The sequence below is a fragment of the Microbacterium sp. M3 genome (genome assembly GCF_033548675.1).
Classification (GTDB): domain Bacteria; phylum Actinomycetota; class Actinomycetes; order Actinomycetales; family Microbacteriaceae; genus Microbacterium; species Microbacterium arthrosphaerae.
On sequence record NZ_JAWTZT010000001.1, the window covers coordinates 859,747 to 881,988 of the forward strand.

Consider the following 22,242-nt stretch of genomic DNA (forward strand, 5'->3'; position numbering starts at 1 on the left):
GAGTTCTCGGTGAGCAGCGATCGGCACGCCCGAGTGCGAGCAGCTTCCGCGCCGCCCTGTCGATCGCTTACGCGAGGCTACTGGCGACGGAACGTGAGGTCAATAAAGCGCTTTAGTATGGCCGATCTGAAGTAATCCAGGCCTGCCCGGACGGTTCCCCTCTGCGCGAGGTTCGGACCGCACTCCGGTCGTCGAGCCACCTCGGCCGATCGCCCCGCAACCGCTGCTGCCCGGGCCAGCTGACGGCTTCCGAGTGAAGCTGGCGCAAGGTGGCGGGTCGGTCGAGTTCCGCGGCGTCAAGTTCGGCATCAGCCGCGCCCTGGGCGCCGGCGGGTCCGCGTCATGGACGCCGGCAAGACGGTGATGGTCTTCGGCTTGCACGACACACTCATCATCGAGCACACCTGGCCCAAGCCGGGCACCGCCTACGTCAGTACCGCCGACCCCGCGGACCCGGCCGCAACCAACTGTCAGGGTTGTCCTGATGCTGAATCGTCAGCGATGTCCCAAGACATCACACTGCGGCCACGCGCTAGTGCACACATAGGTGCACACATAAGTGCACACATTCGGTTCGCACTCCATCTGATTCCGACGATGTCGGCGCCTGGGATCATCGGATCCGCGGGCCTCGGTGTCCAGCACCGCTGATTCGCGGTCAGACGGCACTCCCGTGCAATCAGAAGGGCGCAACGGACGGCAGAAACACGAAAACCCGCGGAACTCCGCGGGTTTTCAATGCTTACTGTCTCAACACAGTGCGCGCCCGAAGGGACTCGAACCCCTAACCTTCTGATCCGTAGTCAGATGCTCTATCCATTGAGCTACGGGCGCATGTTGCTCGCTCGCGCGCACAACTCGTCAAGAATACCCCACGGTTTCTCCAGGCGCGAATCGAGGGCAGGATGCCGGAATCCCGGGCGTGTTCGCCGCTCACGCGCCGCCCGCTCCGGCGCCGCCGGCGTCGAGCGCGCGCAACTGCCGCTGCAGCGCCACGCGCCGATACGACGTGTCGACGAGCTCCGCCAGGAGGCTCCAATCCCCCGCGCCCGCCTCGACCCGCAGCGCGAGCCACCCGTACGCCCCCTCGTACGGCGGCACGAAGACGTCGTCACGCTCGAGCAGCACCGGCCGCTCCGACTCGTCGGGGATGAAGAGCACGGCAGGCTGGGCGGCGACGCCGACGATCGCGAACTGGCGCTTCCCGGCCCGGAAGGTGCACCGGCCGTGCGAGATCGCCTCGACTGCTTCGGGATAGGGCAGGCAGATGCCGCGCACCCGTTCGACCAGCGGGTGCTCCGGAGGGAACCACATCGGGTGCGCCCGTGCCGCGTCGCCGTCCACGCGCCGAGCGTAGCCCTCGACGCCGGCGGTGTCAGGAGTCGAGTTCGCTGATGTCGACGCCCCCGACGCGCGGCGACCGTTCCGCCGGCATCGCGTCGGTGGCGGCATCCGTCTCCGCGTCGTCGTGGTGGCGCTTGTGCGCGGCCAGCCGCGGCAGGTCGACGAGGCGGATGGACTGCATGCGCGCGGCGCGCATGCGGTCGTAGTCGGGGTCGAGCTCCGGCCGCATGCCCTCGACGCGCAGGCGACGCTGCAGGTTCGCCTCGACGTCGCCCCACGCCGCATCGCGCGATTGCTCGATGAGGGTCCGCACGACGTGCGGGTCGTCCGCCATGCGACGCAGCGCCTGGGCGACTCCGGCGTACTGGCGCCCGCGGCGACGCAGGTTGCGGGTGTCGCGATCGCGGTAGTCGTGTGTGCCGTCGGGGTCGGTGAACTTGCCCCATGCCTTCTTGCGCTGACGCTTCACCATGGCCGCCGCCTGGTCCTGCTCGTCGGCGAGGGCGATGAGCGTCTCGTGGGCGAACGGGGCGAAGGCGGTGACCTCGAACGGCTCGTCGTGCGCGATCGTCTCGACGAGGATGCGGTTGCGGATCGCGAGCCGTGCGGCGGCGGACGCGATGGACACGCCTTCGGCGATCGCCTCTGCGGTCTTGCCCATCGCACCTCCCCTCCCCAGGCTAGTGCCCGTCGCACCGCCGCGAGTCGGCGAGAATCGGAGGCGCGGGCCATCGACGGCGATGACCGCGAAGGAGAGGCAGCACATGGCGAAGACCCGACCCCTGGACGTCCGCGGACGCACCACCGTCATCACGGGAGCGGCGGCCGGAATGGGCGCGGAGGTCGCCCGTCAGCTCGCGGCGCGCGGGGCACGCATCGCGCTCGTCGACCGCAACGCGGAAGGACTCGCGGCCGTCGCGGCGAGCCTCGACGGGCCCGGGCACGGGCACGGGCACGGGCACGGGCACACGACACACGTCGTCGACCTCACCGATGACGATGCGGTGGCGGAGCTGGCGACCGAGGTCGCGGCATCCCACCCCCACGTCCAGGGCCTCGTGACATGCGCCGGCTCGTCGATGCTCGGCTCGATCGACCAGCTGACCATGGCCGAGATGCGGTGGCTGATGGACGTGAACCTGTGGGGCACGGTCAACATCACGCAGGCGCTGCTGCCGGCCCTGCGGCGCGAGCCTGCCGCGCACATCACCCACCTCGTCTCGATCTACGGCCTGGCGGCGCCCGCGGGGCGCATCCCGTATGCGATGAGCAAGTTCGCGGTGCGCGGGTTCACCGAGTCGCTGCGGCACGAGCTCGAGCGCTCCACCGTGACGGTGGGCGCGGTGTACCCGGCGGGTGTGAAGACCGGGATCATCCTGCACGGCCGGTACGCCGCGGCCATCGATCCGGCCGTGGCGCAGCGGGCCGCCGCCGCGCAGGCCGCGATGTACCACACCGACCCCGCCGACGCGGCGGCGCGGATCGTCGAGGCGACCGTCCGCCGTCGTCCGCGCACGATGGTGGGGCGCGAGGCGCGGCTGGTCGACGTGCTCGCCCGCGTCGCGCCGACGCGCTACTGGGCTCCCATGCGGCGCCCGCTGCGCGAGGCCATCGACACGACGACGCCGGTCGGCTGACCGGCGTCGTCGTCGAGTAAGCGCCGCCCGGCTGACCGGCGTGAAGAGGGTCAGGCGGGCTTGGAGTACGTGGCGCTGCTGCCGAACCCGATGATGAAGTACCCGATGAACGGGATGAGCCACAGCAGGAAGAACGACCACACGCCGCCCTTCCCGAAGCCCCGGCCGACGCGGATCGCGACGATGATCGAGAAGACGATGTTCACGATCGGGATGAGGTAGAGCAGCGTCATCCAGGCCGAATAGCCGGCGATCTTGACCAGGATGAAGACGTTCACGATGGGGATGAGGGCGAGGATGCCCGGGTACCCGGCCTTCGAGAACACCATCCAGAGGGCGATGGCGACGAGGACGTACCAGAGGAAGCTCAGCACCCCCCAGGTGACGTACGAGGACGACTGATTGACGGCATCGGCGAGCTGCGCGTGGATCATGCGCTCAGCATAGGGGCGGATGCCGGGGCCTCCGCGTATCAAGCGGGGCGCCGCGATGCAACCCCCGGCGCCGCCGGGGTTCCGGGCGTACCGTCGAGACATCCCTCACGAGAGGAGACACCAATGGGATTCATGGACGACGCCAAGGAGACCGCGAAGGCCGTCGGCGAGAAGCTGAAGGACTCGTGGGACGACACCACGGATCGCGTGAACGACAAGGTCGACGAGATGAAGGCCGACGCCGAGGTCCGCAAGGCCGAGGCCGAGCGCGACTCGGTGAAGACGCGCAACGACATCAAGGAAGACCTGCGGGACAACTGATCCCGAAGCAGCAGGACGACGCCGACCGGGGGGCCGGCGTCGTCCTGCGCTCTGCTGCGAGCGCGCAATCAGTCGATCGCGGCGATGCGCCAGGAGGCGGTGACGGATGCCTCGGGGTCGATGACGATGAGACCGGCGTCGTAGTCGTAGGCCGAGGCGTTGAACGCGTCGGGCGCGCAGGTCATCGGCTCGACCGCGAGCCCGAGGCGGCTCTGCGCCGGGTCGGGCTTGTCGGCCGTGTGCACCTGCACCCACGGGCACGCACCGTCCCACGACATCGCGACGCCTGATCCGTCGGCGGACGTGACGCGCACGGTCGCGGTGCCCTCGCCATCGCGGACGAGGCCGGTGTAGGCGTGGTCGATCTCGGCGGCGCCGATGCGGCGCGCCGCGCGGAAGTCGAAGCGCTCCGGATCGTCGGCGTCGACGGCCACGAGGTCGGTCGGGATGAGACGGTCGGGCGTGACCGCCAGCACCTGCGCCGCGGGCAGCTCGAGGGTCCACTCGTCCACCCGGCCGTCGCCGGCGACGAGGTACGGGTGCGGGCCGGTGCCCCACGGGGCCGGCGCGTCGCTCTCGTTGTGGGCGGTCACCGACTGCGTGAGGCCGTCGGGACCGAGCGAGAACGTCGTCGTGATCACCAGGCGCCACGGGTAGAAGGTCTGCGGCTGGATGACCGCCGCGAGGGTGACGTGGTCGGGTCCCTTGTCGATCGCCTCGAAGTCGAGCCAGGTCGCGAGCCCGTGCAGCGCGTGCGAGCGCGCCGGCTCGGTCAGCGGCAGCTGGAAGTCGCGGCCGCCGAACGAATAGGTGCCGTCGACCACGCGGTTCGGCCACGGGGCGAGCGTCGCGCCGCGGTGAGCCGGACGCACCTCGTCGGCCTCGAAGGGCACGACGAGGTCGCGGCCCTGGTAGGTGAGCGAGCGCAGCGTCGCGCCGACGCTCGCCACCACGGCCTCGTAGTCGCCGGCGCGGAGCGCGTGCTGGGTTCCGGATGCAGGGGGACGTGCCATGAGGGCTCCTTGGGGATCGGGGATGCCGCCACCCAGAGTAGCGGCGACGCTCGGGGCTGATCGAACCCGGGAGCGCGGCCGGACGGGCCTCGAGCCGAGGCATTCGCGCCGAGACCGAGGGCATCGCCCCGGGGTTCGTCCGGAATCCCCGGTCTCGTCGAGACCGGGGATTCCGTCGGGCTCAGAAGCCCTGCGCGAGACGGTAGTAGGCCTGGTTCCAGCGCAGCTCGCGCTGGAACCCGCGCACCGTGGTGTCTTCGTCGATGACGACGAGCTCGGTGCCGGCGATGTCGGCGAAGTCGCGGAACACCTCGATGCCGACCGCGGTCGTCATCACGGTGTGGTGCGCGGCGCCCGCGGCCAGCCAGCAGGCGGCGCTCGTGGCGAAGTCGGGTGCGGGCTTCCACACCGCACGGCCGACCGGGAGCTTCGGCAGGTCGGGGGCGTCGACGTTCTCGACGACGTTCGCGACCAGCCGGAAGCGGTCGCGCATGTCGCTCATCGCCACGACGAGCGCGGATCCGGTGTCGGCCGTGAAGACGAGGCGCACCGGGTCGTCCTTGCCCCCGATTCCGAGCGGGTGCACCTCTAGCCGCGGCTTGGCGGTGGTGAGCGAGGGCGAGACCTCGAGCATGTGCGCGCCGAGGATCTTCTCGTCGCCCGCGACGAGGTCGTAGGTGTAGTCCTCCATGAGGCTCGCACCGCCGGGAAGGCCGGCTCCCATCACGTTGGCGACGCGCACGAGGATGGCGGTCTTCCAGTCGCCTTCCGCGCCGAAGCCGTACCCCTCGGCCATGAGGCGCTGCACCGCGAGACCCGGGAGCTGCTTCAGCGCGCCGAGGTCTTCGAACGACGTGGTGAAGGCGCCGAAACCGCCCTCTTCGAGGAACGAGCGCAGGCCGAGCTCGATCGCGGCGCCGTCGCGCAGCGACTGGTGGCGGTCGCCGTCCGGCAGGAGCTCTTCGGCGACGTCGTACTCGGCAAGGTAGACCTGGACGAGCGCGTCGACGTCCGCATCGCTCTGCGCCTCGACGGCGGCGACCAGCTCGTTCACGCCCCACGTGTTGACCTGCACGCCGAACCGCAGCTCGGCCTCGGTCTTGTCGCCCTCGGTGACGGCGACGTAGCGCATGTTGTCGCCGAAGCGCGCGAGCTTGAGCGAACGCGATGCGGCCCAGCCGGCCGCGGCGCGCTGCCAGTCCTCGACCTGCTGGCGCACGGCCGGGTTCGACACGTGGCCCACGACGGTCTTGCGCGCGACGCCGAGGCGCGTCTGGATGTACCCGAACTCCCGGTCGCCGTGTGCGGCCTGGTTGAGGTTCATGAAGTCGAAGTCGATGTCGGCCCACGGCAGTTCGACATTGGCCTGCGTGTGCAGGTGCAGCAGCGGCTTCTGCAGCGCGTCGAGGCCGGCGATCCACATCTTCGCCGGGCTGAACGTGTGCATCCACGCCACGACGCCGATGACCTCGTCGCGCGCGTTCACGTCGAGCGCGAGCCGGCGGATCGAGTCCGAGTCCTTGAGGACGGGCTTCCACACGACCTTGACGGGGAGGCCGTCCAGGCCGGCGGCGACCGCCTGCGACTGCTCGGCGACCTGGCGCAGCGTCTCGTCGCCGTAGAGCGTCTGGCTGCCGGTGACGAACCAGATCTCGTACGCGTCGAGCGAGGTGGAAAGGGCGGTGCGGGTCATGTCAGTTCCTTCGGGTTTCGTCCGGCCGGGCCCCCGGCATCCATGTCCCCATTTCATTCATTCCCGCCGCCGTTTGCGACCGGAAGTGGGACACGACGGCGAGAAATCGGGACACGGTCAGAGGAGAGCGGTCGGTGAGCGGTTCAGAGAGCGGAGACGGCGGCGGCTTCGACGGCGAGGCCGGCGCGGTAGCGGTCGAGGTAGGCGGCGAACCCGGCGGCGTCCGACGGGTCGGGCTCGGCGGTGACGATGGCGGCGCCGGCGAACACGCGCTCGTCGAGGTAGACGGCGAGGGGGATGGATGCCTCGGCCGAGGCCGCCGGATCGAGGGGGCGCGCTGCGCTCGCATCGAGGTCATCCGCGTCGGCCACCGCCCGCGCATACGCCGCGAGCACCGCGATGCCCCACGCGCCTCCCTCGGAGGCGGTGTCGCCGACCGACACCGGCGCGCCGAGCGCCCCGGCGAGGAACCGCTGCGCGACGCCGGCGGTGCGGAACATGCCGCCGTGCGCGAACATGCGGTCGAGCCCGACGCCCTCGCCCTCGAGCACGCGCATGCCCAGGGCGAGCGTGCCGAACACGCCGTAGAGCTGGGCGCGCATGACGTTGGCGAGCGTGAAGCGGCTGTCGGGGGTGCGCACGAACAACGGTCGCCCCTCGGTGAGCCCGGCGATCGGCTCGCCGGCGAGGTGGTTGTAGGCGAGCAGGCCGCCGGCGTCCGCCTCGCCTGCGAGCGCCTCGCGGAACAGCGTCTCGTACACGGCGTCGTCGGCGAGCGGGGTGCCCGCGGTCTCCGCGAAGCGGGCGAACATCCCGGCCCACGCGGCCAGCTCGCTGGCGCCGTTGTTGCAGTGGACCATCGCAACGGGGTCGCCCGAGGGCGTCGTGACGAGGTCGAGCTCGTGGTGCACCTCGGCGAGCGGCCGCTCGAGCACGACCATCGCGAAGATGCTGGTGCCCGCGCTCACGTTGCCGGTGCGCGGCGCGACCGCGCCGGTGGCGACCATGCCCGTGCCCGCGTCGCCCTCGGGGGCGCAGAAGCGGATGCCGGGGCGCAGGGTACCCGAGGGGTCGAGGAGCGCCGCGCCCTCGGCCGTCAGCGCACCGGCGGGCGCGCCCGCGGCGAGCACCTTGGGGAGGAGGTCGGCGACGTGCGCTGCCGGCAGCCGGCCGGCGGCGAGCGCGTCGTAGCGCGCGAGCAGCACGGCGTCGTAGTCGACGGTCGCGGAGTCGATGGGGAACATGCCCGATGCATCGCCCACCCCCAGCACCTTCTCGCCGGTGAGCCTCCAGTGCACGTAGCCTGCGAGGGTCGTGACGAAGCGGACGTCGCCGAGGTGCGCCTCGCCGTCGAGCACCACCTGGTGCAGGTGGGCGATCGACCAGCGCAGCGGGATGTTCACCCCGAAAGCCTCGGTGAGCTCGGCCGCGGCGGCACCGGTGTTCGTGTTGCGCCAGGTGCGGAACGGCGCCAGCAGCTCGCCCGCATCGTCGAAGGCGAGGTAGCCGTGCATCATCGCCGAGACGCCGACGGCGCCGAACGTCTCGGGCGTGACGCCGTGGCGGCGCTGCACGTCGGCCGCCAGATCGGCGTACGCCGCCTGCAGCCCCGACCAGACGTCCTCGAGCGAGTACGTCCACAGGCCCGACTCGTACCGGTTCTCCCACGCGTGCGCTCCGACGGCGAGGACCGTCGCGGGGTCGTCGGCGTCGATGAGGCACGCCTTGATGCGCGTCGAGCCGAGCTCGATGCCGAGCGCGGTCCGGCCGTCGCGGATCGCCTGGGCCGCGGCATCCGACATCATCGCTCGTCGCCTTCGCGGCGCTCGTCGGTCGACTGTCCGTAGACGTTCTGATACCGGTCGTAGAGGCTGTCGATCGCCTGCTGCGGGATCGGGATGAGGGGCCCGGCCTCCCGTGCGTAGTGGACGGTGCGGGCGACGTCCTCCACCATCACGGCGGCCTTGACGGCATCCTTCGCCGAGACGCCGATGGTGAACGGCCCGTGGTTCTGCATCAGCACCGCCCGCGAGCGGTGGCCGGTCAGCGTCTCGACGATGCCGCGGCCGATCGAGTCGTCGCCGATGATCGCGAACGGGCCGATCGGGATCGGACCGCCGAACTCGTCGGCCATCGCGGTGATGACGCAGGGGATCTCCTCGCCGCGCGCGGCCCACGCGACCGCGAAGGTCGAGTGGGTGTGCACCACTCCCCCGACCTCGGGCATGTTCCGGTAGACGTACGCGTGCGCGGCCGTGTCGCTCGAGGGGCTGCGTTCGCTGCCCTCCGAACCCGGGACGACGTTGCCGTCGAGGTCGCAGAGGATCATGTTCTCGGGCGCGAGATCGTCGTAGCTCACGCCGCTCGGCTTGATGACGAAGAGGTCGGCGCCCGGCACGCGGCCCGACACGTTACCGCCCGTCCACACGATCAGGTTGTAGCGCACGAGTTCGCCGTGGAGTTTCGCCACCTCGGCGCGGACGTCGGCGATGGATGCCTCGACCTCGGGGCTGAAGGCCGCCGGCGTGGCGGCCGCATCGGTGGTGGTCACGGGGTCCTCCGTCGGGTCTCGTGTCGTGCGGCGCGCTCGGCCGCGGCGTCGATGTTACCGGTAACATCGCGCGGGCTCAACCCGCTGGTCGCACGTCGCGCACATCGCCCTGCTGGATTCAGCCTGGACGGCCGCCTGCGACCTCGCGAGCCGCGGCAAGCAGCGTCGGCTGCCCGCTCTCGGACGGCACCAGACTGAATCCCGCAGGTCGGCGGCGCGCACCGCCGACGTGCTGCGGCCCGTCAGCGGGGACGAGCGGTCGACGCGCGCACGACGAGCTGCGGCGACGCCGCCTGCTCCGCCGTCTCGCCGAGCACGGCGGCCACGGCGCGGCGCGCCTCGCCCTCGAGATCGAGGCCGACCGTGGTGAGCGCGGGGCGGTAGTACGCGGCATCCGGGTTGTCGTCGAAGCCGACGACGCTGACCTCTCCGGGCACGTCGAGACCGGCCTCGCGCAGCCCGGCGATGAGTCCGAGCGCCATCTGATCGTTGGCGACCGCGACGGCCGTGGGCCCGTCCGGCGTGCGCACGGCAGCGGCGACCTCGGCCGCCAGCCGCGCCCCCGCCCCCGCGGTCCAGTCCCCGCCCCACCGGGGTCCGGGCTCGAGCCCCGCGGCGGCGAGCGCACGCAAGGTGCCCGTCTCGCGCGAGCGGGCTTCGAGCCACTCCTCGGGCCCGGCGACCCGGCCGATGCAGCGATGGCCGAGCTCGACCAGGTGCGAGACGGCGAGGGCGGCGCCCTCCTCTTGCCGCTCGGCCCCGGGCCCCGCGTGCAGCGCGGCGATCGCGATGCCCGGGTGCGCGCCGGTCAGCGCCGCGAGCGTGGCCGCGTGGGGCGCGAGCACGACGAGCCCGTCGACGCCCTGTGCGAGCAGGCGGTCGGCCGCATCGCGGACGGATGCCTCGGCCGACGCGTCGGCGTACGCCGTCGCGATCCAGCGCCCGGCGTCGCGGGCCGCCGCCTCGAGCGCGGCGATGCCGACCGCGGGCCCGTACAGCGTGGCGTCGGAGGCGATGACCCCGAGCGTGCGCGTGGTGCGCGTGCCGAGGGCGCGGGCGGCGTTGTTGACGCGATAGCCGAGGTCGGAGATCGCCTGCAGCACCCGTTGCCGGGTCTCGGGCCGGATGTTCGGGTGCTCGTTGAGCACGCGCGACACGGTCTGCGTCGAGACGCCCGCGGCACGGGCGACCTCGCGCACGCCGATGCGCCGGGAGTCCGGGGGCACGGGCGCGCTGTCCATGGCGGACACCCTATCCACACCGGCGCCGCCGACCGGGCGCGTCGGACTCCGCTGCGGCGGCCTGCGGGCCCGCCGCGCGTGGCACGCTGGAAGCATGCGGGCGCATTCTCGGAAGGCCGGTCGGCCGACGCTGCGCGCGCGACTGCTGACCGCCCTGTCGGGCCACCCCGATGGGACGCCCGCGTGGGTGCGGGCGCTCGCCGACGGCGACGACGCGGGGTACTTCGCCGACGGCGGTGCGGTGTGGACGGTGCACGCCGGCACCGGATCGTTCGTCGCCGGCATCCGCGCCCTGCTCCTGCAGGCGCTGCACCCGGGCGCATTGGCGGGCGTCCACGACTTCTCGCGCTATCGCGAGGATCCGATCGGGCGCCTGACGGGGACGGTTCGCTGGATCATCTGCGTCACGTACGGCTCGACCGCGCAGGCCGCACGTGAGACGGCGCGCGTGGCCCGGCTTCACGAGCGCGTGCAGGGCACGTTCGACGCGGCCGACGGGCCGCGGGCGTACTCGGCCGGCGACGCCGACCTCGTGGAGTGGGTGCACCTGGCGTTCACGGAGGCGTTCCTCGGCGCCCACGAGCGCTGGGGCGGGCCGATCCCCGGCGGACCCGACGCGTACGTGCGGGAGTGGGCGCAGGCCGGCCGCCTCATGCGCCTGGAGAATCCGCCGCTCACCGAGACCGAGCTGCACGCACGCATGGACGGCTTCCTCGAGCGGGGCGAGCTGCGCCGGGACGAACGGGTGGACGAGGTCGTGCGGTTCCTGCGGGACGTGCCGTTCACCGGGATGATGCGACTGGCGTATCGCGTGCTGTTCGCCGCCGCCGTGGCGAGCCTCCCGGCCCGATACCGGCGGCTGCTCGGCGTGCGCCGCACCCTGCTGCCGGCCATCACGACCACCCGCGTCATCCTCGCGGTGTCGGCGCGGGCGCTCGCAAGCGGCCCGCGCGCGCAGGACTTCGCGCGCGAACGGCTGCGCCGGCTCGCCGCTGCGGCGCAGACGCACGCGGGCACGACACCGGCCGCCCGCTGACGCATTCGGCTGATCGGGCCGGTGATACGCCACCTCGCGGCGCCTCGGCGCCGAATGTGATCCCTCACTTTTGCGCCCCCGACGGACGCCGGGCTGCGGCAACCGTCGATCAGGCACACGGCCCGCGTTACGAAACTGTTATCGCTCACATCTTGCCGTCACACGGAATGTGAGGGCTAACATCTCCATCGTCGGAGCCACACAGCGGCGGCTCCGCGGAAACGAGCCGGCAGCGATGCCGGACCAGAACGAGGAGGTTTTGGAATGCAGAAGAAGACGCTTCTCGCCGGGTTCGCGCTCCTGGGGGCTCTGGCCCTCACGGCGACCGGCTGCGCGGGAACGAGCGGCGACGGCGGGGACGCCGGGGACGCCGGGGGCGGCGACGACGTCGTGACCGTCGGCTTCGCCCAGACGGGGTCGGAGTCGGGCTGGCGCTCGGCGAACACCGAGTCGATGAAGGACGCGTTCTCGGCCGAGAACGGGTTCGACCTGATCTTCAACGCGGCCGACAACGACACCGCGGCGCAGATCGCGGCCGTGCGCGACTTCATCAACCAGGGTGTGGACGCCATCGTGATCGCCCCGATCGTGGAGGACGGCTGGGACGACGTGCTGCAGGAGGCGGCGGATGCCGGCATCCCGGTGATCCTCGAGGACCGCACCGTCTCGGCGTCGGACGACCTCTACGCCAGCTGGGTCGGCCTGGACTTCAAGAAGGAAGGCGTCATGGCCGGCGAATGGGCTGCCGAGACGTTCGGCGACACCCCGACCAAGATGGTCGTGCTCGAGGGCACCACCGGCTCCGCACCTGCCAACGACCGCGCGGCCGGCTTCGATGAGGCCGTGGAGGGCACCGCCATCGAGAAGATCGACTCGCAGACGGGCGACTTCACGCGTGACGGCGGCAAGACCGTCATGGAGGGCTTCCTCCAGAAGTACGGCGTCGACGGCATCGACCTCGTCTACGCGCACAACGACGACATGGCCCTCGGTGCGATCGAGGCCATCGAGGCGGCGGGCGCCGAGCCGGGCGTCGACATCCAGATCGTGTCGATCGACGCGGTGAAGGACGGCATGCAGGCGCTCGTCGACGGCAAGATCAACTACATCGTCGAGTGCAACCCGCTTCTCGGCGAGCTCGCGGCGGGCCTGGTGACCGACGTCCTCGCCGGCAACGACGTCGAGAAGCAGGTCTACGTCGAGGACCAGACGTTCACGCAGGAGCAGGCCGCCGAAGTCATCGACAGCCGTCCCTACTGATCCGACCGCATCGATCCTGTATCAAGGTGAATCGACGGCACACCGCCGGGAGATCGCACCGGTCTCCCGGCGGCGGTGCCGGCGACGAAGCCCGGAAAGGCAGCTGAGCCACCATGTCCGCGGACACCGCAGTCCCGCCGGTCGTCGAGATGACCGGGATCACGATCCGATTCCCCGGCGTGCTCGCGTTGGACGGCGTCGACTTCACCCTCCGACCGGGTGAGGTCCACTCGCTCATGGGCGAGAACGGCGCCGGCAAGTCGACGCTCATCAAGGCGCTGACCGGCGTCTACGCCATCGACGCCGGCGAGATCGTCGTCGCCGGCAGGCCCCGGCGCTTCGCCGGCACCGCCGACGCGCAGGCCGCCGGCATCTCGACGGTCTACCAGGAGGTGAACCTCTGCGGAAACCTCTCGGTCGGCGAGAACGTCATGCTCGGCCACGAGCCGCGCGGCGTCGCCGGCATCGACTGGAAGGCCGTGCACCGCCTCGCCGCCGAGCACCTCGAGAGCCTCGGGCTCACCATCGACACGCGGTCGATGCTGTCGAGCCACTCGATCGCCATCCAGCAGCTCATCGCCATCGGCCGCGCGATGGTGCTCGACGCGAAGGTGCTGATCCTCGACGAGCCGACTTCGAGCCTCGACCGCGGCGAGGTCGAGCAGCTCTTCGGCGTCGTGCGCGACCTGCGTGACAAGGGCGTCGCGATCCTCTTCGTCAGCCACTTCCTCGACCAGATCTACGAGATCTCCGACCGCATCACGGTGCTGCGCAACGGGCGCCTGGTCGGCGAGTACCTCCTCAGCGACCTCCCCCGCGGCGAGCTCGTCAACAAGATGATCGGCCGCGAGCTCGACGAGCTCACCGCTCTCGCCTCTGTGGCCGACCGCGCCATCGACCGCACCGGCGTGCCCGTGCTGCGCGCGAGCGGTGTCGGGCGGCGCGGCATGCTCGAGCCGGTCGACCTCGACGTGTACGACGGCGAGGTCGTCGGCGTCGCCGGTCTCCTCGGCTCCGGCCGCACCGAGCTCGTGCGCCTCCTCTACGGCGCCGACCGCGCCGAGACGGGCGACATCCAGGTGGGCGGCCGCGTCGCCAAGCACTCGTCCCCGCGCCGCGCGATCGAGAACCGGATCGCGTTCTCGTCCGAGAACCGCCGCGCCGAGGGCATCATCGCCGACCTCACCGTGGCCGAGAACATCGTGCTCGGCATCCAGGCCCGCCGCGGCGCCCTGCGGCGCATCGGGAAGGGCGAAGCGGATGCCGTCGTCGCCGAGTACATCGCCGCGCTCGGGGTGCGTCCCGCCGATCCGAACATGCTGGCGGGCAACCTCTCGGGGGGCAACCAGCAGAAGGTGCTGCTGGCGCGGTGGCTCGCGACCGCGCCCGAGCTCATCGTCCTGGACGAGCCGACGCGCGGGATCGACGTCGGCGCCAAGGCCGACATCCAGCGCAAGGTCGCCGAACTCAGCGCGGCGGGGCTCTCGGTCATCTTCATCTCGTCCGAGCTCGAGGAGGTGCTGCGCATCGCACAGCGGATCGTCGTGATGCGCGACCGCCGCAAGATCGGCGAGCTCGACTCCAGCGACGTCGACCTCGACGGCCTCATCGACTACATCGCCAACCAGCCAGAGGAGAGCGTGGCATGAAAGCGATCGTGAAGCACCGGCTGTTCTGGCCGGTGGTCGCCCTGCTCGCCCTGATCGTGATCAACACCATCGCGCGCCCGCAGTTCATCCTGGTGACGGTGCGCGACGGCGAGCTCTACGGCGCGCTCATCGACATCCTCCGCAACAGCGCGCCGCTCATGCTCGTCGCCCTCGGAATGACGATCGTCATCGCGACGCGGGGCATCGACCTGTCGGTGGGCGCGATCATGGCCGTCTCGGGCGCCGTCGCCCTGACGATCATCGACGCCTCCCCCGACCCCGGCAACCCGGGCACCGTGGCGGTGGCGCTGCTGGTGGCGCTCGCCGTCTCGCTCGTCCTCGGCGTGTGGAACGGGTTCCTGGTCGCCGTCGTCGGCATCCAGCCGATCATCGCGACGCTCGTGCTGATGCTCGCCGGCCGCGGCGTGGCCCTCCTCATCACCGAGGGCTTCATCACCACGGTCAACAGCGAGCCGTACGAGTTCATCGCCACCGGCTACCTGCTCGCGCTCCCCTTCGCCTTCCTCATCTGGGTGGTCGCGGTCGTCGTCATCGCGCTCTTCGAGCGCCGCACGGCCCTCGGCATGCTCACCGAGGCCGTCGGCATCAACCCCGAGGCCAGCCGGCTCGCGGGCGTCCGGGCACGGGGCATCGTGTTCGGCGCGTACGTGGCGAGCGGTCTCCTCGCCGGCATCGCGGGCATCATCTACAGCTCGAACATCCGCGCCGCCGATGCGAACGCGGCGGGCCTCTTCATCGAGCTGTACGCCATCCTCGCCGTCGTCCTCGGCGGCACCTCCCTCATGGGAGGCAAGTTCACCATCGCCGGCACGGTCATCGGCGTGCTCACGATCCAGACCCTGGAGGCGACCATCCTGTTCCTCGGTGTGCCCTCGGCGCAGAGTCCCGTGTTCTTCGCGATCGTCGTCATCGTCGTCGTGCTGGTGCAGTCCCCGCGGCTGCACCGCTGGGGCCGCAGCGCGCTGGGCGCCGCACGTCGCCGATCGCACGCCGGTGCCGGAGCGGGGGTGACGTCATGACCCGGGCCCTCGAAGTGTCGCCGTCGCGGACGGCCGCACCGTCGCGCTACGCGACGTTCATGAGCCGCCACGCGTCGCTCATGCCGACGTTCGCGGCCGTCGCGATCCTCATCGTGCTCCTGATCGGCGCGCAGGCCAGGTTTCCTCGGTTCCTCAGCCCGGGCAACATCTCGGCGCTGCTGCTCGACAACGCCTACCTCGTGGTGCTCGCCGTCGGTCTGACCTTCGTCATCCTCACGGGCGGCATCGACCTGTCGGTGGGCTCGGTCATGGCGTTCACCGGCATCCTGGGCGCGAGCATGCTCTCGCAAGGCGTGCCCGCGGTCGTGGCGATCCCGGTGATGCTCGTCGCCGGCGCGGCGATCGGCCTGCTGGTCGGCATCCTCGTGCAGTACTTCGACGTACAGCCGTTCATCGCCTCACTGGCGGCGTTGTTCCTGGCCCGCGGACTGGCCTTCGTCGTCAGCCTGGAATCGATCCGGGTGGATGACCCGATCGTGCTGTGGCTGCAGCGCACCCGGTTCAGCGTCGCCGGCTGGTACATCACGCCCACCGGCATCATCGCCCTCCTCGCCGTCGCGATCGCGTTCGTGGTGCTGATGTGGACCCGTTTCGGCCGCACCGTCTACGCCATCGGCGGCAACGAGCAGTCGGCCCGCCTCATGGGCCTCAACGTCGCCCGCACGAAGATCGGCGTGTACGTCATCAGCGGCGTGTGCGGCGGACTGGCAGGGCTGCTGCTGACCGCATACTCCGGGGCGGGGTACCCGCGCAACGGCATCGGCACCGAGCTCGACGCCATCGCGGCCGTCGTCATCGGCGGCACGCTGCTCGCCGGCGGCACCGGCTACGTGCTCGGCTCGCTCATCGGCGTGCTCGTCTACGGCACGATCAAGAAGCTGATCTCGTTCATGGGCGCGGAGCAGGCGTGGACCCAGATCATCATCGGAGCGCTGCTGCTCGTCTTCATCGTCGTGCAGCGCGTGATCGTCGCACGCTCGCAGCGTCGCAGATAGGCGGCGACACCACGTCCGAGCGCAGCGGCCGCACCTCCATCCGTCGGGATAATGGCCTGATGGACGAGGCGCGGCCGCTGCTGCAGCTCTCCGGGGCGACGGTGCGCTTCGGAGCGGATGCCGCGATCGACGGCGTCGACTTCCGCCTGTTCCCCGGCGAGGTGCACTCGCTCATGGGCGAGAACGGCGCCGGGAAGTCGACTCTCATCAAGGCGATCACCGGTGCCCTGCCCCTGGACGCCGGCGTGCTGACCCTCGCCGGAGAGGTCGTGCGCTTCCACTCGCCGCACGACGCGCAGAGCGCGGGCATCAGCACCGTCTACCAGGAGATCGACCTCCTGCCGAACGTCTCGGTGGCCGAGAACATCGCGCTCGGGCGTGAGCCGCGGCGCGCCGGCATGATCGACTGGCGGCGCATCCGGCGCGAGGCACGCGAGGCCCTGGCCGACCTCGGGCTCGACATCGACCCGGCGTCGCGGCTGGGCACCCACTCGCTCGCCGTCCAGCAGCTGGTGGCGATCGCACGGGCGATCTCCACCGACGTGCGCGTGCTGGTGCTCGACGAGCCCACGTCGAGCCTCGACCTCGACGAGGTCGCGGAGCTGTTCCGCGTGATCCGCGACCTCAAGCAGCGCGGCGTCGCGATCCTGTTCGTCTCGCACTTCCTCGATCAGGTCTACGAGATCTGCGACCGCGTGACGGTGCTGCGCGACGGCCGGTTCATCGGCGAGTACCTCACGCGCGAGCTGCTGCGCATCGATCTCGTGCAGGCCATGCTCGGCCGGAGCGTCAGCGCCCTGAGCGCCGCACCGGCCGTGGCCGAGGCATCCGACGAAGATCGTCCCGTGCTGACCGCGCAGGGCATCACCGCGGGCGCCGGCATCCGTGACGCCGATGTCACGCTGCACGAGGGCGAGGTGCTGGGCGTCGCGGGCCTCCTCGGCTCGGGCCGCAGCGAGCTCGCGCGCTCGCTCACCGGCATCGATCGCGTGGACAGCGGCGTGATCCGCATCGAGGGTTCGCCGCGGACGCCCTCCGGCCCGCGCTCGGCCATCGCGTTGGGCGTCGTGTACTCGTCAGAGAACCGCCGCACCGAGGGGATCATCAGCGAGCTGAGCGTGCTCGACAACATCACTCTCGCGCTGCAGGCCGACCGCGGAGTCCTGCGGCGGATCCCGCCGGCGCGCCAGCGCGAGCTCGCCGCGAGCTGGGTCGAGGCGCTCGACATCCGCCCGCCCGATCTCGACCGTCCGGCCGGCACGCTGTCGGGCGGCAACCAGCAGAAGGTGCTGCTCGCGCGGCTGCTGGCCCTGTCGCCGCGCGTGCTCGTGCTCGACGAGCCGACGCGCGGCATCGACGTCGGCGCCAAGGTCGAGATCCAGAACCTCGTGGGCGAGATGGCGGCCAACGGTCTCTCGGTGATGTTCATCTCGGCGGAGCTCGAAGAGGTGCTGCGCGTCGGGCATCGCGTCGCGATCCTCCGCGACGGGCGCATCGTCGAGACGCTCCCGTCCGACGCGCTGACCGTCGACTCGCTCCTCGCGCTCGTCGCCCGACCGGAAGAGCTCGATGACTGACCCGCGGGTGACGGCCGACGACGGATCGACGCGGGCCGCGAACATCTTCGACGTCGCGCGCCTCGCGGGCGTCTCGCACCAGACGGTGTCGCGGGTGATCAACGACCTGCCGAACGTGCGCCCGGCCACCCGCGCCCGCGTGGAGCAGGCGATCGCGCAGCTGCGGTACAGCCCCTCCCCCGCGGCGCGCGCCCTGGTCACGCGGCGGACGCGGACCATCGGCCTCGTGACCCCCGGCGTGCCCGACTATGGCCCCACGTCGATCGCGACCCACTTCAACTTCGCCGCCCGCGCCGCCCGCTACAGCGTCGACACCGTCAGCGCGGTCGACCCCGATCCCGCCGCCATCAAGGGGGTGGTCGAGGGGCTGCTGCGCCAGCGGGTCGACGCCATCGTGCTGATCGTCGTCGACATCGGCGTGCTCGAGGTCGTGCGCGGCCTCGATCTCAGCATCCCGCTGGTGGCGGCGACCGCCAGCGCCCGGCGCAGTCCCCACATCGTGTCGATCGACCAGTACCGGGGCGCGCGATCGGCGGTGCGTCACCTGGCCGAGCTCGGCCACACGCGCATCCTGCATCTCGCCGGCCCGACGCGTGCCCCCGACGCCCTCGAGCGCATCCGCGGCTGGCGCGACGAGCTCGGCGAGCGCCGGCTCGAGATCGTCGAGCCGCGCCACGGGGACTGGACGGCGGCGAGCGGCCACGATGTGGGGCTCGAGCTCGACATCGCGCCGGGCTCGGCGGTCTTCGCCGGCAACGACCACATGTCGATCGGGCTGCTCTCCGCACTGCGGGAGCGAGGGCTGCGCGTGCCCGAGGACGTCAGCGTCGTCGGCTTCGACGACGTGCCCGAGGCGGGGTACCTCTACCCGCCGCTGACCACCGTGCGGCAGGACTTCGGCACTCTCGGCGAGCTCATCATGCAGAAGGTGCTGATCGCCGTCGAGGAGCCCGACAGCGTGACCGAGGACACCCCGATCCCGACGCATCTCATCGTCCGCGCGTCCACTCGCGCGCCCCGGGCCTGACCCCGGGCATTCGCGGCCCGCGGGTCCGGACCCCCGCGGGCCGTGCCACGCTGGAGTCATGCGCATCGCTCTCACCGGTTCGTCCGGAAAGCTCGGCACCGTCGTCGCCCGCGAACTGCGGGGGGCCGGACACGACGTCATCGGCATCGACGTCGTCGGCACCCGCGGTCCGGACTTCGTCCAGGTCGACCTCACCGACTACGGCCAGGTCGTCGACGCCCTGACCGCCGTCAACGACCGTCACGACGGGTTCGACGCAGTCGTGCATCTCGGTGCGATCCCGGCCCCCGGCATCCGCTCCGACGTCGCCACCTTCCACAACAACATGACCGCGACGTTCAACGTGTTCTGGGCGGCCGTGCGGCTCGGCATCCGTCGCCTCGTGTACGCCTCGAGCGAGACCGTGCTCGGGTTGCCGTTCGACGTGCCGCCCCCGTACATCCCGGTGGACGAGGAGTACCCGCCGCGGCCTGAGTCGGTGTACTCGCTCGTGAAGACCCTCGAGGAGCGCATGGCCGTCGAACTGGTGCGCTGGCACCCCGACCTGTCGATCACGGGCTTGCGGTTCTCGAACGTCATGGTGCCCGAGGACTACGCGGCGTTCCCGTCGTACGACAACGACGCGACCACGCGCAAGTGGAACCTCTGGGGCTACATCGACGCCCGCGACGGCGCCCAGGCGGTGCAGCGCGCCCTCGAGGTCGCCCCGCCCGGCTTCGAGGCGTACATCATCGCCGCCGCCGACACGGTGATGTCGCGGCCGAACGCCGAACTCGTCGCCGAGGTCTTCCCCGGCGTGGAGACGCGGGAGTTCGGCGAGCACGAGACGCTCCTGTCGATCGGCAAGGCGCGGCGCCTCTTGGGCTACGACCCGCAGCACTCGTGGCGGGACCACGTCGCCGGATCATGAGCGACGACCCGCGCCTCGCGGCCGCCCGCTATCGGGCGGCGCAGTCGGGCGAGGGCGCCGAGCAAGAGGACGGCGGAGCGGATGCCGCAGCCCCAGGCACGGCGGCCGCACGGGCGTATTCGGCGGCCGATCGCGCGGCGGTCGTCGAGACCGCGATCCAGCAGGCGATGAGGCGCGGCGAGTTCGACGACCTGCCGGGCGCCGGCAAGCCGATCCCGGGGCTCGGCGAGACGCACGACCCCGACTGGTGGATCCGCCGCAAGATCGAGACGGAGCAGCTCACCGGGCTCGGCCCTCCCGCGCTCATGCTGCGCGTCGAGGCGGTCGAGCTCGAGTCCCGGCTCGACGAGCTGGCCCGCGAGGACGACGTGCGTGAGGCGCTCGACGACTTCAACCGCCGGGTGATCGAGGCACGCCGGCAGCTGCTCGGCGGCCCGCCGGTGGTGACGCCGACCCGCGACGTCGACGCGGAGCTCGCCGCGTGGCGGGAGCGGCGCGAGGCCCGGCTCGCCGCTGCGCAGCGACAGGAGCAGACGGATGCCGCGTCCGGCCGCCGTCGCCCGTGGTGGCGGCGTCGAGGCCGGGATCGCGACTGACCTCCGCGGGCTGAGTCAGGGGTTCGGGTTCGTCGCCTTGCCGTCGAGCCAGAGCGTGTTCGACGGGTCGGAGTGGGTGGTGTCGGTGCCGACGTGCTTGTCGCTGATCTGCGGGCCCTTCGTGATGACGTGGACGAGCGCCATGGCGTGCCCCCGGCCGAGGCCGTAGTCGGCGGCGAGCCACTCGACGATCGGCGTGGCCTTCGTGCCGGGACCGAATCCCTTCTCGGTCGCCTTCTCGAGGAACTGGCGGGGCGTGAGACCTGTCTTGTCCTCGATGTTGTCGAGGTATGCCTGGAACGACATGCGTTTCTCCTTCTCAGTCGGCGGTGGGGATGTCGAGGACTCCGGGAGCATCTTGCCACTCCTGGATGATGCGGTCGGAGGCGTGGATGCACAGGACCCGCAACCGGCCGGTGCCGCAGTTCGTGAAGCCGTGCCACGCGCCCGCGGGCGCCGTGGCCGTGTCGCCGGCGACCGCGTGCACCACCTCGCCCGCGATCGTGATGCGGGCCTCGCCCTCGAGCACCACCCACGTCTCGGCGTACGGGTGCCGGTGGATGCCGGGGCCTTGACCGGGCTCGTTGTCGACGAGGAAGTACGACACGGCCGCACCGTGCTCGGCGCCGACGAAGCGGCGCAGGCGTCCGGTGCCGACGAGCAGGTCGGCGGCGGCGACGATGGCCGGTGTGGGTGCGGGCGTGAGCATGCTCATGGGGTGGTCCTTCCGTGCTGTTCCTGGTGCGACCAGCCTCCTCGGCGCCGACGTCGCGCCCTATAGTTTCGATGTGGATCGAAAGTACGTCGACTTCCAGCTGGCGCCGGACGACCTCACGGCGATCCGCTTCGGCATCTCGCCGGGCCACGAGCTCTGCCACGCCGTGCGGGCGATGCTGCGGCCCGACGAATACCCGCTGCAGTGGGGATGGATGCGCGCCGCGCGAGGCGCGATCCCCCGCGAGGACTTCGAGGTGCTCGCGCTGCTGATCCGCGAGGACGGGTACTTCCCGGACTTCCTGACCACCACGCCGACGTGGGAGCTGACGCCCGAGGCCGAGGCGGAGCGCCTGCGTCACATCGACGACGAGCGGTTCGGCGTGGACATGGCGAAGGTGCTGGACCGCACGGACGGAGCGCGCCGCGAGGCGGTGCAGCGCATGCTCGACCACCCCGACCGGGCGCGCGGCATGATCGCCGAAGCCTGGCTCTCGGTCTGGAACGCGGGGATCGCTCCGGTCTGGACGCAACTCGAACGCGTCCTGCGCGCCGACATCGCGGTGCGCTCGCGCCGCATCGCGGAGAGCGGGATCGGCGCGACGATCCAGACGCTGCACGACCGGGTCGCGTGGCACGACGGCGCGGTGCGCGTCACGATGCGCATCTGGAGCGAGGTCGTGGACTGCCGTGGCAGCGGCCTCGTGCTCGTGCCGTCGGTCATGGGTTCGACGGGGTGCTTCGTGCTCACCGAGCCGCCGGCGCAGCCCACGCTGTTCTACCCGGCGCAGGGCGTGACTGCGACGTGGGCGCGCGATCCCGCCGATGTGGACGCCGCGCTCGGGGCTCTGCTCGGACCGGCGCGCGCCCGCATCCTGCTCGACGCGCACGAGCCCCGCACGACGACGCAGGTCGCGCACGACACCGGGCTCGCCGCCTCGACGGCTTCCCACCACCTCACGGTGCTCCGCGAGGCAGGGCTGCTCTCGAGCACTCGCGAGGGAGCCCGGGTGCTGCACCGACGCTCGCCCCTCGGCGAGGCTCTGGTCGGCGCCGTCCTCTGATCCGCGCCGTCCCGCGGCCGCGGGGCGGCGCACGCACGGCCAGGTGTCGCCCAGGCGGGCTCCGGTAGACTGGCCGGGCCCATTTCGATGTGCATCTACCTGCCTGCGGCTCCGGCTGC

At 71.4% G+C, this 22,242-nt stretch carries 22 protein-coding genes and 1 tRNA gene; 12 read left to right on the forward strand and 11 right to left on the reverse strand.

Going from position 1 to position 22,242, the window contains the following annotated elements; genetic code table 11:
- Window positions 1–761: 761 nt before the first annotated feature.
- The 3 genes from R8Z57_RS03935 to R8Z57_RS03945 form a co-directional block, all read right to left on the reverse strand.
- Window positions 762–834 (reverse strand) — tRNA-Arg (locus tag R8Z57_RS03935).
- 99 nt (window positions 835–933) lie between these two features.
- Complete coding sequence (locus R8Z57_RS03940; protein ID WP_318352437.1) at window positions 934–1,344, reverse strand: MmcQ/YjbR family DNA-binding protein; 411 nt, start codon at window positions 1,342–1,344, stop codon at window positions 934–936.
- A 31-nt stretch (window positions 1,345–1,375) separates the two neighbouring features.
- Window positions 1,376–2,005, reverse strand: a complete 630-nt coding sequence (locus tag R8Z57_RS03945) for an asparagine synthase (protein WP_318352438.1) — start codon at window positions 2,003–2,005, stop codon at window positions 1,376–1,378.
- A 103-nt stretch (window positions 2,006–2,108) separates the two neighbouring features.
- On the opposite strand from R8Z57_RS03945, the gene R8Z57_RS03950 reads away from it, so the two are divergent.
- Window positions 2,109–2,981, forward strand: a complete 873-nt coding sequence (locus R8Z57_RS03950; RefSeq protein ID WP_318352439.1) for an SDR family NAD(P)-dependent oxidoreductase — start codon at window positions 2,109–2,111, stop codon at window positions 2,979–2,981.
- A 50-nt stretch (window positions 2,982–3,031) separates the two neighbouring features.
- On the opposite strand, the gene R8Z57_RS03955 is transcribed toward R8Z57_RS03950, so the two are convergent.
- Complete coding sequence (locus R8Z57_RS03955) at window positions 3,032–3,415, reverse strand: DUF5684 domain-containing protein (RefSeq protein ID WP_318352440.1); 384 nt, start codon at window positions 3,413–3,415, stop codon at window positions 3,032–3,034.
- Between the two features lie 123 nt (window positions 3,416–3,538).
- Between R8Z57_RS03955 and R8Z57_RS03960 the strand changes: the two genes are divergently transcribed.
- Complete coding sequence (locus R8Z57_RS03960) at window positions 3,539–3,736, forward strand: hypothetical protein (RefSeq protein ID WP_318352441.1); 198 nt, start codon at window positions 3,539–3,541, stop codon at window positions 3,734–3,736.
- Between the two features lie 68 nt (window positions 3,737–3,804).
- Here R8Z57_RS03960 and R8Z57_RS03965 read toward each other — a convergent pair whose 3' ends face one another.
- From R8Z57_RS03965 to R8Z57_RS03985, 5 genes are all read right to left on the reverse strand, one after another.
- Entirely contained in the window at window positions 3,805–4,749 is a 945-nt protein-coding gene (locus R8Z57_RS03965; RefSeq protein ID WP_318352442.1) for an aldose 1-epimerase family protein, read from the reverse strand.
- A gap of 181 nt (window positions 4,750–4,930) precedes the next feature.
- Window positions 4,931–6,442, reverse strand: coding sequence for an L-arabinose isomerase (araA, locus tag R8Z57_RS03970; RefSeq protein ID WP_318352443.1), 1,512 nt, complete (start codon window positions 6,440–6,442; stop codon window positions 4,931–4,933).
- A gap of 143 nt (window positions 6,443–6,585) precedes the next feature.
- Complete coding sequence (locus R8Z57_RS03975) at window positions 6,586–8,244, reverse strand: xylulokinase (RefSeq protein WP_318352723.1); 1,659 nt, start codon at window positions 8,242–8,244, stop codon at window positions 6,586–6,588.
- A complete protein-coding gene (locus tag R8Z57_RS03980) occupies window positions 8,244–8,993 on the reverse strand; it encodes an L-ribulose-5-phosphate 4-epimerase (protein WP_318352444.1) in 750 nt (249 codons plus the stop codon). Before R8Z57_RS03980 ends, R8Z57_RS03975 begins: the two co-directional genes overlap by 1 nt.
- 242 nt (window positions 8,994–9,235) lie before the next feature.
- Window positions 9,236–10,234: a LacI family DNA-binding transcriptional regulator gene (locus R8Z57_RS03985; protein WP_318352445.1), complete on the reverse strand. Its 999-nt coding sequence runs from the start codon at window positions 10,232–10,234 to the stop codon at window positions 9,236–9,238.
- A gap of 94 nt (window positions 10,235–10,328) precedes the next feature.
- Between R8Z57_RS03985 and R8Z57_RS03990 the strand changes: the two genes are divergently transcribed.
- The 9 genes from R8Z57_RS03990 (at window position 10,329) to R8Z57_RS04030 (ending at window position 20,345) form a co-directional block, all read left to right on the forward strand.
- The gene (locus tag R8Z57_RS03990) at window positions 10,329–11,270 is read left to right on the forward strand and encodes an oxygenase MpaB family protein (RefSeq protein ID WP_318352446.1); all 942 of its coding nucleotides are present in this window, start codon (window positions 10,329–10,331) and stop codon (window positions 11,268–11,270) included.
- Window positions 11,271–11,534: 264 nt separating this feature from the next.
- Window positions 11,535–12,530, forward strand: a complete 996-nt coding sequence (locus R8Z57_RS03995) for an ABC transporter substrate-binding protein (RefSeq protein WP_318352447.1) — start codon at window positions 11,535–11,537, stop codon at window positions 12,528–12,530.
- 113 nt (window positions 12,531–12,643) lie between these two features.
- Window positions 12,644–14,179 carry a sugar ABC transporter ATP-binding protein gene (locus R8Z57_RS04000; RefSeq protein ID WP_318352448.1) on the forward strand — a complete coding sequence of 512 codons (1,536 nt, stop codon included), beginning with the start codon at window positions 12,644–12,646 and terminating at the stop codon, window positions 14,177–14,179.
- Window positions 14,176–15,219, forward strand: coding sequence for an ABC transporter permease (locus R8Z57_RS04005; protein WP_318352449.1), 1,044 nt, complete (start codon window positions 14,176–14,178; stop codon window positions 15,217–15,219). The genes R8Z57_RS04000 and R8Z57_RS04005 overlap by 4 nt, the downstream gene beginning before the upstream one ends.
- Window positions 15,216–16,235 carry an ABC transporter permease subunit gene (locus tag R8Z57_RS04010; RefSeq protein ID WP_318352450.1) on the forward strand — a complete coding sequence of 340 codons (1,020 nt, stop codon included), beginning with the start codon at window positions 15,216–15,218 and terminating at the stop codon, window positions 16,233–16,235. Before R8Z57_RS04005 ends, R8Z57_RS04010 begins: the two co-directional genes overlap by 4 nt.
- 59 nt (window positions 16,236–16,294) lie before the next feature.
- Entirely contained in the window at window positions 16,295–17,812 is a 1,518-nt protein-coding gene (locus tag R8Z57_RS04015) for a sugar ABC transporter ATP-binding protein (RefSeq protein ID WP_318352451.1), read from the forward strand.
- Complete coding sequence (locus R8Z57_RS04020) at window positions 17,805–18,839, forward strand: LacI family DNA-binding transcriptional regulator (protein WP_318352452.1); 1,035 nt, start codon at window positions 17,805–17,807, stop codon at window positions 18,837–18,839. Before R8Z57_RS04015 ends, R8Z57_RS04020 begins: the two co-directional genes overlap by 8 nt.
- Before the next feature lie 58 nt (window positions 18,840–18,897).
- Window positions 18,898–19,749: an NAD(P)-dependent oxidoreductase gene (locus tag R8Z57_RS04025; protein ID WP_318352453.1), complete on the forward strand. Its 852-nt coding sequence runs from the start codon at window positions 18,898–18,900 to the stop codon at window positions 19,747–19,749.
- Window positions 19,746–20,345, forward strand: coding sequence for a DUF1992 domain-containing protein (locus tag R8Z57_RS04030; protein ID WP_318352454.1), 600 nt, complete (start codon window positions 19,746–19,748; stop codon window positions 20,343–20,345). The genes R8Z57_RS04025 and R8Z57_RS04030 overlap by 4 nt, the downstream gene beginning before the upstream one ends.
- 15 nt (window positions 20,346–20,360) lie before the next feature.
- On the opposite strand, the gene R8Z57_RS04035 is transcribed toward R8Z57_RS04030, so the two are convergent.
- Both R8Z57_RS04035 and R8Z57_RS04040 read right to left on the reverse strand, forming a co-directional pair.
- The gene (locus tag R8Z57_RS04035; RefSeq protein WP_318352455.1) at window positions 20,361–20,651 is read right to left on the reverse strand and encodes a DUF4287 domain-containing protein; all 291 of its coding nucleotides are present in this window, start codon (window positions 20,649–20,651) and stop codon (window positions 20,361–20,363) included.
- Window positions 20,652–20,664: 13 nt separating this feature from the next.
- Complete coding sequence (locus tag R8Z57_RS04040; protein WP_318352456.1) at window positions 20,665–21,060, reverse strand: cupin domain-containing protein; 396 nt, start codon at window positions 21,058–21,060, stop codon at window positions 20,665–20,667.
- Between R8Z57_RS04040 and R8Z57_RS04045 the strand changes: the two genes are divergently transcribed.
- The gene (locus R8Z57_RS04045; protein ID WP_318352457.1) at window positions 21,059–22,123 is read left to right on the forward strand and encodes an ArsR/SmtB family transcription factor; all 1,065 of its coding nucleotides are present in this window, start codon (window positions 21,059–21,061) and stop codon (window positions 22,121–22,123) included. The genes R8Z57_RS04040 and R8Z57_RS04045 overlap by 2 nt on opposite strands.
- Window positions 22,124–22,242 lie beyond the last annotated feature (119 nt).

Excerpts from the sequence above, each read along its gene's own strand:
- R8Z57_RS03995 (WP_318352447.1), top strand. The coding sequence starts at position 11,535 with ATGCAGAAGAAGACGCTTCTCGCCGGGTTCGCGCTCCTGGGGGCTCTG.
- R8Z57_RS04005 (WP_318352449.1), top strand. The coding sequence starts at position 14,176 with ATGAAAGCGATCGTGAAGCACCGGCTGTTCTGGCCGGTGGTCGCCCTG.
- R8Z57_RS03975 (WP_318352723.1), bottom strand. The coding sequence starts at position 8,244 with ATGTCGGATGCCGCGGCCCAGGCGATCCGCGACGGCCGGACCGCGCTC.
- R8Z57_RS04025 (WP_318352453.1), top strand. The coding sequence starts at position 18,898 with ATGCGCATCGCTCTCACCGGTTCGTCCGGAAAGCTCGGCACCGTCGTC.
- R8Z57_RS04000 (WP_318352448.1), top strand. The coding sequence starts at position 12,644 with ATGTCCGCGGACACCGCAGTCCCGCCGGTCGTCGAGATGACCGGGATC.
- R8Z57_RS04045 (WP_318352457.1), top strand. The coding sequence starts at position 21,059 with ATGGGGTGGTCCTTCCGTGCTGTTCCTGGTGCGACCAGCCTCCTCGGC.
- R8Z57_RS04015 (WP_318352451.1), top strand. The coding sequence starts at position 16,295 with ATGGACGAGGCGCGGCCGCTGCTGCAGCTCTCCGGGGCGACGGTGCGC.
- R8Z57_RS03955 (WP_318352440.1), bottom strand. The coding sequence starts at position 3,415 with ATGATCCACGCGCAGCTCGCCGATGCCGTCAATCAGTCGTCCTCGTAC.
- araA (WP_318352443.1), bottom strand. The coding sequence starts at position 6,442 with ATGACCCGCACCGCCCTTTCCACCTCGCTCGACGCGTACGAGATCTGG.
- R8Z57_RS03950 (WP_318352439.1), top strand. The coding sequence starts at position 2,109 with ATGGCGAAGACCCGACCCCTGGACGTCCGCGGACGCACCACCGTCATC.
- R8Z57_RS03965 (WP_318352442.1), bottom strand. The coding sequence starts at position 4,749 with ATGGCACGTCCCCCTGCATCCGGAACCCAGCACGCGCTCCGCGCCGGC.
- R8Z57_RS04010 (WP_318352450.1), top strand. The coding sequence starts at position 15,216 with ATGACCCGGGCCCTCGAAGTGTCGCCGTCGCGGACGGCCGCACCGTCG.
- R8Z57_RS03990 (WP_318352446.1), top strand. The coding sequence starts at position 10,329 with ATGCGGGCGCATTCTCGGAAGGCCGGTCGGCCGACGCTGCGCGCGCGA.
- R8Z57_RS04020 (WP_318352452.1), top strand. The coding sequence starts at position 17,805 with ATGACTGACCCGCGGGTGACGGCCGACGACGGATCGACGCGGGCCGCG.
- R8Z57_RS04040 (WP_318352456.1), bottom strand. The coding sequence starts at position 21,060 with ATGAGCATGCTCACGCCCGCACCCACACCGGCCATCGTCGCCGCCGCC.
- R8Z57_RS03960 (WP_318352441.1), top strand. The coding sequence starts at position 3,539 with ATGGGATTCATGGACGACGCCAAGGAGACCGCGAAGGCCGTCGGCGAG.
- R8Z57_RS03985 (WP_318352445.1), bottom strand. The coding sequence starts at position 10,234 with ATGGACAGCGCGCCCGTGCCCCCGGACTCCCGGCGCATCGGCGTGCGC.
- R8Z57_RS03945 (WP_318352438.1), bottom strand. The coding sequence starts at position 2,005 with ATGGGCAAGACCGCAGAGGCGATCGCCGAAGGCGTGTCCATCGCGTCC.
- R8Z57_RS04030 (WP_318352454.1), top strand. The coding sequence starts at position 19,746 with ATGAGCGACGACCCGCGCCTCGCGGCCGCCCGCTATCGGGCGGCGCAG.
- R8Z57_RS04035 (WP_318352455.1), bottom strand. The coding sequence starts at position 20,651 with ATGTCGTTCCAGGCATACCTCGACAACATCGAGGACAAGACAGGTCTC.